This window comes from Arthrobacter sp. 9MFCol3.1, assembly GCF_000620385.1.
Taxonomy (GTDB): domain Bacteria; phylum Actinomycetota; class Actinomycetes; order Actinomycetales; family Micrococcaceae; genus Arthrobacter.
Map to the genome: position 1 here is coordinate 40,134 of NZ_JIBJ01000009.1, position 11,955 is coordinate 52,088.

Consider the following 11,955-nt stretch of genomic DNA (forward strand, 5'->3'; position numbering starts at 1 on the left):
GACCCTCATTCCGGCCATTTGCGGCAAACGGCGCAGGAGAACGCACCGCGGGCCCTGGGCCGCCTGGAACGGGCCTCAGCGCTCCGACGGGCCTCACGCGTCCGTCGGCCCTCAGCCCTCCGACGTCGGGCGCGACGACGGGAGCCGCGACGGCGGGATGACGATATACAGCGGGGTCCGGATCCAGCGCTGGCCCGTCGCGCGGAACTCGGCCCGGGTGGAGAAACGGTAGAGGTAGCTGCTGGCACGCACCCAGTGCGGCCGTCCGCCGTCGAACGGGTCGTGGCGCAACAGCCGCAGCGTGGGCCGGTCCGCCGCCAGCAGTTTGGCCAGGAATGCGTAGAACCACTCCTCGTGCACGGTACGCAGCGGCAGGAACCACATCAGCCAGTCCAGCCGCAGGTGGTACGGGGCGTACTGGCGCGGGATGCGCCGGACGTCGCCGGGCTTGCCCCTGAACCCGTACTCCCGCCAGTCCGCGTCGTCGCCGGGATCCGAGTCGAGCGTCCCCTCCACCACGATCTCGATCCGCCGCTTCGTGACGGTGCCGAACGCGCCGTAGGTGTTCACCAGCTGCCAGCGGTTGAAGGATGCGTTCATCAACTGGTGGTGGGAGAAGAGGTTCTCGATGGGCCGGTAGCTGAGCACCACCAGCAGCACGGTGGCAACCAGGACCACCACGAGCCACGCAACCGGCGCCTGGCTGCCCGCCCCGGCCCCTTCGGCTCCGGTTCCTGCGGACGCGGCTGCGGACGCGGCATGCCAGTCCAGCGGGATCGCCGGGATCACGGCGTGCGCCACAGGATCGCTGACCGCCGCGAAGGCCAGGATGATCGCCAGCCAGTTCAGCCAGGCGAAGTTTCCGGTCACCACCAGCCACAGCTGGGTGAAAATGATGATCCCGGCGGCGGCGCTGGCCAGGGGCTGAGGGGCAAAGAGGAAGAAGGGCACCACCAGCTGGGCGAAGTGGTTGCCCAGGACCTCCAGCCGGTGCCAGACCTTGGGGAGCAGGTGGGCCTGCCGGCTCAGCGGCCCCGGCATCGGCTGGGTCTCGTGGTGGTAATACAGGGCCGTCAGGTCCCGCCATTCCGGGCCGCCCCGGATCTTGATCAGGCCGGCGCCGAACTCCAGCCGGAACACCAGCCAGACCAGCAGGATCAGGATGGTCCGCGGCGGGGGAGTCTGGTCGGAGCCGAGGAACGCCACCGTGAACCCGGCCTCCAGCAGCAGCATCTCCCAGCCGAAGCCGTAGAACGTCTGCCCCACGTTCACGATCGACATGTACAGCAGCCACAGGGCCAGGAACGCAATGAGCGGAACCCAGGGCGGCCCGAGCTGCGGCAGCCCGGCGACCAGCGTGGCGGCAATGGCCATGCCGCTCCAGCACACCGTCCGCAGCAGCCGGTCCGAGTAGCGCCAGCGGAACAGGCTCGGCCGGCCCAAACGGTTGAAGCCTTCGAGGTACGCCGGCACCGGCAACAGGCCGCGCTCGCCGAGGAGGGCCGGGAACTGGTTGAGCGAGGAGAGGAAGGCCACGAAATACAGGGTGGCGGTGCTGCGCTGCAGCACCTGCCGGGCGAACTCGTACTCCGGCGCGTCGAACCACGCGGTCCACTCCACGTTTTCCACGTTACGCTTCCGCTCTGCTGCGTCAACGAGTGGCGGCGACCCGCCAGCGCGGGGAAAGCGGCAACCCGAGCACCGAACGCAGTATGGGATAACGGTGCGGGATACTTGAATCATGCAGCCGCGCAAAATCGTCCTCCTCGGGTCCACCGGTTCCATCGGCACACAGGCGATCGACGTCGTCGACGGCGCCCCGCACCTTTTTGAGGTCGTCGCGCTCAGCGCCGGCGGCGGCAACCTCGAACTCCTGGCCCGGCAGGCCGTCCACACCCGGGCCTGGGCCGTCGGTGTCGCCTCTGGGGAGGCCTCCGCCCTCCGGGACATGATCGACGACGCCGCCCGCGCGGCTTCAGTGACGGGCTACCGTCCCGAGATCATCACCGGCCCCGACGCCTCCACCCGGATCGCGGAAATCAGTGCCGACGTCGTCCTCAACGGCATCACCGGCTCCATCGGGCTTGCCCCCACCCTGGCCGCGCTCCGATCCGGTGCCACCCTGGCCCTGGCCAACAAGGAGTCCCTGATCGTCGGCGGTGCCTTGGTCAAGGCCGCGGCCCGCGAAGGGCAGATCGTGCCTGTGGATTCGGAGCACTCGGCCATTGCCCAATGCCTGCGCTCCGGCTCCGCCGCGGAAGTGGACCGGCTGATCCTGACGGCATCGGGCGGGCCGTTCCGCGGCAAAACCCGGGACGAACTGCACGACGTCTCGCCGCAGGACGCCCTCGCCCACCCCACGTGGGACATGGGCCTGATGGTCACCACCAACTCCGCCAGCCTGGTCAACAAGGGCCTGGAGGTGATCGAGGCGCACCTGCTCTTCGATATCCCCCTGGAGAAGATCGACGTCGTGGTCCACCCGCAGTCCGTGGTGCACTCCATGGTCCAGTTCGTCGACGGCTCCACGATCGCCCAGGCCTCGCCGCCGGACATGCGCCTGCCCATTGCCCTCGGCCTCGGCTGGCCGGACCGCGTGCCCGGATCCGCCAGCGCCTGCGACTGGAGCAAGGCCACCAGCTGGACGTTCGAGCCGCTGGACGCCGTGGCGTTCCCCGCCGTCGCCCTCGCCAAGGCTGCCGCCACGCAGGGCAGCACCTTCCCGGCCGTGTTCAACGCCGCGAACGAGGAAGCGGTGATGGCCTTCCACGCCGGGCAGATCCGGTTCACCGACATCGTGGACACCATCGATGCCGTCCTCAGCGAACACACAGGCTCCTCCGGGCTGACGGTGGAGTCCGTACTGGATGCTGAAAGATGGGCACGCGCCCGCACCCACGAACGTTTAGCCGTCAGAAGCGTCTAGGAAGCAGCAGATCACAGTATGAGCCCCGTCCTCCTCTTTATCCTCGGTGTCATCTTCGTGGCGATCGGCATCGCCGCGTCCATTGCCCTGCATGAAGTCGGGCACCTGCTCCCGGCCAAGCTGTTCAAGGTCCGCGTGACCAAGTACATGATCGGTTTCGGACCCACCGTCTGGTCCAAGAGGAGGGGCGAAACCGAGTACGGCCTCAAGGCCATCCCGCTGGGCGGCTACGTGTCCATGATCGGGATGTACCCGCCCAACAAGGAAGACGGCACCGTCCGCACCTCCAGCACCGGAATGTTCCAGTCGCTGGCATCCGATGCCCGCTCCCTGGCCCACGAGGAAATCGGCCCGGACGACGAAAACCGGGTCTTCTACCGGCTGCCGGTCTGGAAGAAGATCATCATCATGCTCGGCGGGCCCGCGATGAACCTGCTGATCGGCGTCGTGTTGACCGCGGTGCTGCTGATGGGATTCGGCACCGCCAGCCAGACCACCACCATCGCGGACGTCTCCAAGTGCCAGGTCAAGGCCGGCGAGACCGTGGACCCGGACTCCGCCGACTGCAAGCCCACCCCCGCCGCGGCCGCGGGACTGTTGCCGAATGACACCATCACCTCCTTCGACGGCAAGGCCGTCACCAGCTGGGACGAACTCACCGGCTGGATCCGCGCCTCGGCGGGCCGGCAGGTCAGCATCACCGTGGAGCGCGGCGGCGCCACCGTCTCCACCACTGTCACGCCCGTGCTCTCCGCCCGCCCGGTCCTCGGCCCCGACGGCCGTCAGGCCAAGGCCGCTGACGGCAGCCTCCAGTACCAGGACGTCGGCTTCCTGGGCATCGGCGCCCAGACGGCACTCGTGCAGCAGCCGGCGTCGTCCGTGCTGCCCATGGCGGGGGAGAACATCAAGCAGGTTGCCGGCGTCGTGGTGAACCTGCCGGAGCGCGTGGGCGGCGTGGCCAAGGCAGCCTTCAGCGAGGAACCCCGCGATCCCAACGGCCCCATCAGCGTGGTGGGCGTGGGCCGCGTGGCCGGCGAGGTCGCCGCGATGGAGGAGGTCCCGCTGCAGTCCCGCTTCGCCGCCCTGGTGGGTTTGCTGGCCGGACTCAACTTCGCCCTGGCCGTCTTCAACCTCATTCCGCTGCTGCCGCTCGACGGCGGCCACATCGCGGGCGCGCTGTACGAGGGGGCCCGCCGCCAGATCGCCAAGCTGTTCGGCCGCCCGGATCCCGGCGCCTTCGATATCGCCAAGCTGCTCCCGGTGACGTATGTGGTGGCGGTGCTGCTGATGGGCATGGGCGCGCTGCTGATCTACGCCGACATCGTCAAGCCGGTCAACCTCTTCGGATAGTGCCGGCCGGCATTCCAGCCAAATCCCGCTGACTACCATTCATAAGCCTATTTCGGCTGATTTTAAATAATCAGTTGAAAATGGTTGATTATTCACGATCACCTCCCTAGGCTGGGGTCATGTACGTCATGACGATCGACCAGCGGGGCAGCACGGGCGACATCGACCGGGTCCCCGGCCTCCTGAAGGGGCTCAGCGCACTATCCACCGCCGGGCGCTTTGAGCGCTCGGTCGGCGACGAGGTCCAGGGCGTCGTGGAACGGGCCGACGAGGTGGTGGAGATCGCCCTGCACGCCCTGCGCAGCGGCCGCTGGTATGTCGGAATCGGGGTGGGGGAGGTGGACCTGCCGCTGCCCGCCAGCCCGCGCGAAGGCTCCGGTCCCGCCTTCGTGGCGGCCCGGGCCGCCGTTGACCGGGCCAAGGGGGCGGCCGCCCATGTGCCCCTCGCCGTGGTCGCCGGCCGCGACCGCCGTCGGGCAAATGCAGCGAATGCGGGCGCGGACGGCGCTAACGGGTCCCAGGGGGCCAGGGCCTGCGCCAATGCGGAGGCGGTGCTCCGGCTGATTGGCCGCCTGGTCCAGGACCGGACCGCGGCGCAATGGAAGGTGGTGGACGTGCTGCGCTCGGTGCGGCACGACACCCACGGAACCCACGGCAGCCAAAAAATAGCGGCACAGAAACTCGGAATCACGGAGCAGTCGGTGAGCCGCGCAGTCCTTCGCTCGGGCTGGCAGGAAGAATGGGCCGCGAGGCCGGCCGCGGAATTGTTGCTGACCCTCGCCCACGACAGCATCGAAGGAGAGAAGTGAACGCCCTCTGGATCACGCTGGCCCTGCTCACCGCAGGATTCGTCGGCTGGCCGGTCACTGCCTGGGTGTTCCGCCTCGCCCGGACCATTGATGACCGGACCATTGATGACCGGGCCGACGCCGGCGGCGCCGCCGCCGGCGGGGACGCGGCTGAGGACCCCTCCGCGGACTCCACCACAGACCCCGACATCCAGCCGGCCGCGGAGCCGGCCGGGCCGGACACCGCAACGCCCACCCCGGCAGCGGCGGCCGCCGCCCCGTCCGCCCCGTCCGCCGAGACCGTCAGCAGCGTGCGCATCCTGCGTGGCGGCGCGATTATCGGCATCCTGGAACGGTTCGCAGTGTGCCTGGCAATCCTGGCCGGCCAGCCCGTCGCCATCGCCTATGTCGTGGCCATCAAGGGCCTCGGCCGCTTTGCCGAGTTGAAAGCCACCCCGGTGGCCGCCGAGCGGTTCATCATCGGAACCCTCACCTCCATGCTCTGGGCAGCCGGTGTCGCCGCCCTGGCCAAGGTCCTCTTCCTCGGCTGACCGCGTGCCCCGGCGCCTCCGGATGGGAACCGGGCAAACAGGGCGATAGTGTATCCATATGACTGTTTTTGCTGTGGAGTACGTGTACGACGCCGAATCATCCGAGGTCCGCGATGCCAGCCGCCCGGCACACCGCGAATGGACGGCGGGACTTGCCCGCGAGGGCGCCCTGCTGGCCAGCGGCCCCTACGGCGACGGCGCAGGCGCGCTGCTCATCTTCAAGGCGGCCGATGAGGCGGCCCTGAACGACCTTCTGCGGCAGGACCCCTTCGCAGCCGCCGGTGCCATCTCGGGCACCCGCACCACCGTGTGGGCGCCGCTGACCGGTCTTCTGGCCGGGCACGCCTAGCCCGTCCCGCCCGCACCTTCGCAACTTCGAATTCAACAAGGGAGTCCATGTGACCTCGGTCAGCCTGGGAATGCCGTCAGCACCGCCCCCCGTCCTTGCCCCCCGCCGGAAGACGCGCCAGATCAAGGTGGGATCAGTGGGCGTCGGCTCCGATTCGCCCATCAGCGTCCAGTCCATGACCACGACGCCGACGACCGACATCAACGCCACCCTGCAGCAGATCGCGGAACTCACGGCCTCCGGCTGCGACATCGTGCGCGTCGCCTGTCCGTCCGCCGACGACGCCGAGGCGCTGCCGATCATCGCCAGGAAGTCCCAGATCCCGGTGATCGCGGACATCCACTTCCAGCCGAAGTACGTCTTCGCCGCGATCGAGGCCGGCTGTGCCGCCGTGCGCGTGAACCCGGGCAACATCCGCAAGTTCGATGACCAGGTCAAGGAGATCGCCCGGGCCGCAAAGGACCACGGCACCTCCATCCGGATCGGCGTCAACGCCGGATCCCTGGAGCCGGGCATCATGAAGAAATACGGCAAGGCCACCCCGGAGGCCCTCGTGGAATCCGCCGTCTGGGAGGCCTCGCTCTTCGAAGAGCACGGTTTCCACGACTTCAAGATCTCCGTCAAGCACAACGACCCGGTCATCATGGTTGCTGCCTACGAGATGCTGGCTGAGAAGGGCGACTGGCCCCTGCACCTCGGCGTCACCGAGGCCGGACCGGCCTTCCAGGGCACCATCAAGTCCGCCACGGCGTTTGGCGCCCTGCTCTCCCGCGGGATCGGCGACACCATCCGCGTCTCCCTCTCGGCACCGCCCGTCGAGGAAATCAAGGTGGGCAACCAGATCCTGCAGTCGCTCAACCTGCGCCCCCGCAAGCTGGAAATCGTCTCCTGCCCGTCCTGCGGCCGCGCCCAGGTGGACGTCTACACGCTCGCCGAGCAGGTCACCGCTGGCCTGGAAGGCATGGAAGTGCCGCTGCGCGTGGCAGTCATGGGCTGCGTAGTCAATGGTCCCGGCGAGGCCCGCGAGGCCGATCTCGGCGTTGCCTCCGGCAACGGCAAGGGCCAGATCTTTGTCAGGGGCGAAGTCATCAAGACTGTCCCGGAGGATCAGATTGTTGAGACACTGATCGAAGAAGCCATGCGTATCGCGGAAGAGATGGGGGACGGCGATGGCGAAGATGCTGTCAAGGGTAGCCCCGTGGTTAGCGTCTCGTAGGGACGACGCCGCTCCCGGCGTCGTCGTCCGCGTCCTTGGCGGCGCGGACACTGGACAACTGCTGGCGCTGGCGCACCGGGACGCCGTCGCCAACGTCTTCATCCTCTCGCACTTGGAAGCCGCCGGCACGGCGTCTCCCACGGCCGGGGGCGCCAGCATTCTCGGCGTGTTCGACGGCGGCACCCTCCTCGGTGCCTGCTGGGCGGGAGCCAACCTGGTGCCGATCGAGCTGGCGCCCGAGCTCGCCGGCCTCATTGCCATGGCCGCGCACCGCTCCAGGCGCCGCTACGCCTCGATCTTTGGCCCCGCCGAAACGGTCCTGGCCATCTACACGGCACTGGAGCAGCTCGGCCAGACCGCCCACGAGGTCCGGGACCACCAGCCCCTGCTGACGATCTCGGGCCCGCCCGCTGTCCGGCCCGAACCCGCACTCGGCTTTGGCCAGCTGGCCGACTTCGACAAGATCCTGCCCGCCTGCGCCGCGATGTTCGAGGAAGAGGTGGGCTATTCGCCCTACCTCGGCGGCAGGGAGTATTACAGCCGGCGCGTCAAGAGCCTTATCCGGCAGGGCCATTCCCTCGTGCACGTGAACGCCGCCGGCGAAGTGGTCTTCAAGGCCGAACTCGGCGCCGTCACGCCGGAAGTGACCCAGGTCCAGGGCGTCTGGATGAATCCCGAGTTCCGCGGACTGGGACTGAGCGCGGGCTACATGGCCGCCGTCGTCGTCCTCGCCCAGACCCTCGCGCCGGTGACCAGCCTGTACGTCAACGGGTTCAACGCCAAGGCGCGCGCCACCTACGATCGGGTGGGCTTTCGCCAGGTGGGCACGTTCGCTACAGTGCTCTTCTAGCGGGCAAATGCCGGCTGCCGGTCTAGTTTTTTGGGGGAAACATGAAGACATCAGTGCTGCGCATTTTCGGGGCCTCGGCGCTCCTTGCCTGGGGCGCCGTGGGCTTGGCCGCATGCGGCACCCCAGCCGGCTCGCCGGACACAGCCAAGAGTGCCCAAGCCCAGGCCGCAACCACGGTTCCCAGCGCGACCACGACGCCTACTCCCACCCAGACGCAAGCCAAGGCGTACACGAGCGATGAACTGACGGCCCTCGTGGCACAGTTGAAGGATGCCCAGGGCAAGCCGCTCACGGTGATGCCGCTTGCCGACCTCAAGAAGTCGGTCGAACAGGCAAAGTCCTTGCTGGCATCGATCTCGGTGGAACCCGCGGAGTGCGCAGCTTTGGCCCTTGGCGCTCAGGCAGCCTCGACCGAGGGCACAGCGGTCGCGGCGGGGGTGGCCCAGGATGCCGCGACGGGAGCTTCCACGGGTGTCTCTCTGGCGTTCCGGGCTGACGCCAAGCTCCTCGAGAAGGGACTCGCCCAGGGCGAGGACTTCAAAAAGTGCTCAGCCCTTTCATTCACGACCAATGGCACCAAAGTGGACCTCAAACTGACGAAGCTGGCCGGATTCGGCTCAACCCCGGGCACCGTTGCGTACCGGACAGACACCGCCCTGCCGGGCGGCCGGAAGCAGTCCGCGATCACCGGACAGGTGATCCAGGGCGGCGTTCTCATCACAGTCAGCGCGGTGGGTGGCGGCAGCGAGGCCGATGCCATCTCCCGGGCCGGAAAATTACTGGATCAGGCCGCGGCGCTCGTCGGGAAGTAGCCCGATTGCCGCCGCGCAGAGGACACGCAACAACATGCCGAAAATATCCGGTTGAAGACTATTGCTTCCCAGCCGCATGTCACATAGGTTCTACCTAGCCGTGTCGCACAGGCGCGCACACCCTGCTGTCTATACCTCGGTATGAATTCCGGGGAAGGCGACGCCTGGAGACGACACCAAGTAGCTCGCAGCCTGAGATCTGGGGGTGCTGGGGCCACGGAGCCACGCCATGACGGGATGACCAGCCGGAAACGGCCAGGGGCTTCCATCAGTTATGGCGTGGCTCTTCCATGTGCAGTGCATCGCCCGCGCCTCACCGCAGCGGGGCCGCAGCCTGGACGCGACAGGGCCGGCGCGGCAAAGGCGTGCCCTCTGGACGGTAGATTAGTACCTAGATGCTTTTCTTAGGCTTTGCCCGCACTTCCCCAGAAACGGATACCCCACCTGTGGTCCTTCGACTCTCCAAGCTGTTCCTGCGCACCCTGCGCGAAGATCCCGCCGACGCCGAGGTGGCCAGCCACCGGCTCCTGGTCCGCGCCGGCTACATCCGGCGGGCCGCGCCCGGCATCTACACCTGGCTGCCGCTGGGGCTGAGTGTGCTGCGCAAGGTGGAGCAGGTCATCCGCGAGGAAATGACCGCCATCGGCGCCCAGGAAGTCCACTTCCCGGCGCTGCTGCCCAAGGAACCCTACGAGGCCACGAACCGCTGGACCGAATACGGCGAGGGCATCTTCCGGCTCAAGGACCGCAAGGGCAACGACTACCTGCTGGCTCCCACGCACGAGGAAATGTTCACCCTGCTGGTCAAGGACCTGTACTCCTCGTACAAGGACCTGCCGCTGAGCATCTACCAGATCCAGAACAAGTACCGCGACGAGGCGCGTCCCCGGGCGGGCCTGCTGCGCGGCCGCGAATTCATCATGAAGGATTCCTACTCCTTCGACGTCGACGACGCCGGCCTGGACGACAGCTACGCCGCCCACCGCGGCGCGTACCTGAAGATCTTCGAGCGCCTCGGCTTGGAAGTGATTCCGGTTGCTGCCACCGCCGGCGCCATGGGCGGGTCCAAGAGCGAGGAATTCCTGCACCCCACCGAGATCGGTGAGGACACCTTCGTGCGCTCGGCCGGCGGCTACGCCGCCAACGTCGAGGCCGTCACCACCGTGGTCCCCGCGGACATCGACTTCAGCAACGCCCCCGCCGCCGAAGTCCGGGACACCCCGGACACCCCCACCATCGAAACTCTCGTCGACGCCGCCAACGTCCTGGTTCCGCGCTCAGAGGCCGACGGCGGTCCCTGGACCGCGGCCGACACGCTCAAGAACGTCGTCCTCGCCGTGACGCTGCCTACCGGCGAACGCCAGATCGTCGTCATCGGCCTCCCCGGCGACCGCGGCGTCGACCTCAAGCGCGTCGAAGCGAACATCGGGTCCTTCCTGCCGATTGCCGGCGAGATCACACTGGAAGCCGCCACTGAGGACGACCTCAAGAAGCAGCCCCTGATCGTCAAGGGCTACCTCGGCCCCGGCATGTCCCTGGACGCGCCGCTGCTGGGCAGCGAGGGCGCCGCGAAGCTGCTCTACCTCGTGGACCCCCGCGTCGTCAGCGGCTCCGCCTGGGTCACCGGCGCCAACGAGGCCGGCAAGCACGTCTTCGGCCTGGTCGCCGGACGCGACTTCGGCTGGGACGGTGTCATCGAGTGCACCGAGGTGCGCGCCGGCGACGAGGCGCCCGACGGTTCCGGTCCCCTCGAAACCGCCCGCGGCATCGAAATGGGCCACATCTTCCAGCTGGGCCGGAAGTACGCCGCCGCCCTGGGCCTGTTGGTCCTGGACCAGAACGGCAAGCAGGTGGTGGTGACCATGGGCTCCTACGGCGTCGGCGTCACCCGCGCCGTGGCCGCCCTGGCCGAGTCCAACCATGACGACAAGGGCCTGGTCTGGCCGCGCGCCGTCGCCCCGGCCGACGTCCACGTTGTGGCCGTGGGCCGCGGCGAGGAAATCTTCGCCGCCGCCGAAAAACTGTCCCTGGAGCTCGAGGCTGCTGGCCTGGACGTCATCTATGACGACCGCCCCAAGGTTTCTCCCGGCGTGAAGTTCGGCGACGCCGAACTCGTCGGCGTCCCCACCATCCTCGCCGTCGGGCGCGGACTCGTGGACGGCGTCGTGGAGATCAAGGACCGCCGCAGCGGCAATGCCGAGAATGTAGCCGTTGACAAGGCTGTTGACTTTTGTGTCAACGCCGTGCGCAACAGCTGATGCTGCGCCGTCCTCGGCCGTACTAGGTAATGGTCTCCGGACTCGAGTCGATCCAGCTCGGAACTGTCATCCTGATCGTCGTGGCCGGCCTGGCGGCGGGCTGGGTGGACGCCGTCGTCGGCGGCGGCGGGCTCATCCAGCTGCCGGCGATGCTCCTGGTGCCGGGCATCAGCCCGGTCCAGGCGCTGGCGACGAACAAGATGGGCTCCATCTTCGGAACCAGTACGAGCGCGGCCACGTACTACCGCCGCGTCCGGCCCGATCTGCGCACAGCCCTGCCCATGGCCGCCATCGCGTTGGCGGGCAGCTACGGCGGGGCGGCGCTGGCCGCCAACCTGCCGGCCAGCGTGTTCAAGCCGATCATCGTGGTGGCCCTGATCGCCGTCGCGTTTTTCACCGCCTTCCAGCCCGGCATCGGCCAGCTGACCAAACTGCGCCACGCGGGGCACCGTCACTATGTGGTGGCCTGTCTGATCGGCGGCGTGATCGGCTTCTATGACGGCCTGATCGGTCCCGGCACCGGTTCGTTCCTGATCATCGCCCTCGTCTCGGCCATGGGCTACGCCTTCCTGGAGGCCAGCGCCAAGGCCAAGATCGTGAACGTGGCCACCAACGCCGGTGCCCTGCTGTTCTTCGTGCCGCACGGCGCCGTGCTGTGGGGGCTCGGGCTGCTGCTGGGCATGGCGAACATGGCCGGCGGCTACCTCGGTGCCCGGACAGCGGTCCGGCAGGGGAGCAGGTTCATCCGGATCGTGTTCCTGGTGGTGGTGGGCGCGCTGATCATCAAGCTCGGCTCCGACGTCTGGCAGGACAACCTGTCCTAAGCCGCCTGATCCCGCAGCACCTGCAGGGGAC

Annotated in this window: 11 protein-coding genes; 10 read left to right on the top strand and 1 reads right to left on the bottom strand. The window is 68.1% G+C overall.

The features are described 5' to 3' along the window. Nucleotides 1–111: 111 nt before the first annotated feature. Nucleotides 112–1,620 (bottom strand): lipase maturation factor family protein, encoded by a 1,509-nt coding sequence (locus C560_RS0111195; RefSeq protein ID WP_043423017.1) that lies wholly within the window; start codon nt 1,618–1,620, stop codon nt 112–114. Between the two features lie 121 nt (nt 1,621–1,741). On the opposite strand from C560_RS0111195, the gene dxr reads away from it, so the two are divergent. The 10 genes from dxr (at nt 1,742) to C560_RS0111245 (ending at nt 11,924) form a co-directional block, all read left to right on the top strand. Further along, entirely contained in the window at nt 1,742–2,926 is a 1,185-nt protein-coding gene (dxr, locus tag C560_RS0111200) for a 1-deoxy-D-xylulose-5-phosphate reductoisomerase (protein WP_026538273.1), read from the top strand. An 18-nt stretch (nt 2,927–2,944) separates the two neighbouring features. Continuing rightward, entirely contained in the window at nt 2,945–4,276 is a 1,332-nt protein-coding gene (locus tag C560_RS0111205) for a M50 family metallopeptidase (RefSeq protein WP_026538274.1), read from the top strand. Nucleotides 4,277–4,395: 119 nt separating this feature from the next. Then, nucleotides 4,396–5,085: a hypothetical protein gene (locus C560_RS0111210; RefSeq protein WP_026538275.1), complete on the top strand. Its 690-nt coding sequence runs from the start codon at nt 4,396–4,398 to the stop codon at nt 5,083–5,085. Continuing rightward, on the top strand, nt 5,082–5,615 hold the full coding sequence (locus tag C560_RS0111215; protein ID WP_026538276.1) for a hypothetical protein: 534 nt from the start codon (nt 5,082–5,084) through the stop codon (nt 5,613–5,615). Before C560_RS0111210 ends, C560_RS0111215 begins: the two co-directional genes overlap by 4 nt. 58 nt (nt 5,616–5,673) lie before the next feature. Then, nucleotides 5,674–5,964: a YciI family protein gene (locus C560_RS0111220; RefSeq protein WP_018774516.1), complete on the top strand. Its 291-nt coding sequence runs from the start codon at nt 5,674–5,676 to the stop codon at nt 5,962–5,964. Nucleotides 5,965–6,013: 49 nt separating this feature from the next. Next, a complete protein-coding gene (gene ispG, locus C560_RS0111225) occupies nt 6,014–7,180 on the top strand; it encodes a flavodoxin-dependent (E)-4-hydroxy-3-methylbut-2-enyl-diphosphate synthase (protein WP_026266621.1) in 1,167 nt (388 codons plus the stop codon). Beyond that, a complete protein-coding gene (locus C560_RS0111230; RefSeq protein ID WP_442853158.1) occupies nt 7,134–8,030 on the top strand; it encodes a GNAT family N-acetyltransferase in 897 nt (298 codons plus the stop codon). The genes ispG and C560_RS0111230 overlap by 47 nt, the downstream gene beginning before the upstream one ends. Nucleotides 8,031–8,071: 41 nt before the next feature. Next, nucleotides 8,072–8,842 carry a hypothetical protein gene (locus tag C560_RS0111235; RefSeq protein ID WP_026538278.1) on the top strand — a complete coding sequence of 257 codons (771 nt, stop codon included), beginning with the start codon at nt 8,072–8,074 and terminating at the stop codon, nt 8,840–8,842. A 446-nt stretch (nt 8,843–9,288) separates the two neighbouring features. After that, the gene (locus C560_RS0111240; protein ID WP_026538279.1) at nt 9,289–11,100 is read left to right on the top strand and encodes a proline--tRNA ligase; all 1,812 of its coding nucleotides are present in this window, start codon (nt 9,289–9,291) and stop codon (nt 11,098–11,100) included. 29 nt (nt 11,101–11,129) lie between these two features. Beyond that, the gene (locus C560_RS0111245) at nt 11,130–11,924 is read left to right on the top strand and encodes a sulfite exporter TauE/SafE family protein (RefSeq protein ID WP_026538280.1); all 795 of its coding nucleotides are present in this window, start codon (nt 11,130–11,132) and stop codon (nt 11,922–11,924) included. Nucleotides 11,925–11,955: the final 31 nt, after the last annotated feature.

Bases quoted from the DNA above. Each gene is read 5' to 3' on its own strand.
- dxr (WP_026538273.1), top strand. From the start codon at position 1,742: ATGCAGCCGCGCAAAATCGTCCTCCTCGGGTCCACCGGTTCCATCGGC.
- C560_RS0111245 (WP_026538280.1), top strand. From the start codon at position 11,130: ATGGTCTCCGGACTCGAGTCGATCCAGCTCGGAACTGTCATCCTGATC.
- C560_RS0111230 (WP_442853158.1), top strand. From the start codon at position 7,134: ATGGCGAAGATGCTGTCAAGGGTAGCCCCGTGGTTAGCGTCTCGTAGG.
- C560_RS0111235 (WP_026538278.1), top strand. From the start codon at position 8,072: ATGAAGACATCAGTGCTGCGCATTTTCGGGGCCTCGGCGCTCCTTGCC.
- C560_RS0111205 (WP_026538274.1), top strand. From the start codon at position 2,945: ATGAGCCCCGTCCTCCTCTTTATCCTCGGTGTCATCTTCGTGGCGATC.
- C560_RS0111210 (WP_026538275.1), top strand. From the start codon at position 4,396: ATGTACGTCATGACGATCGACCAGCGGGGCAGCACGGGCGACATCGAC.
- C560_RS0111220 (WP_018774516.1), top strand. From the start codon at position 5,674: ATGACTGTTTTTGCTGTGGAGTACGTGTACGACGCCGAATCATCCGAG.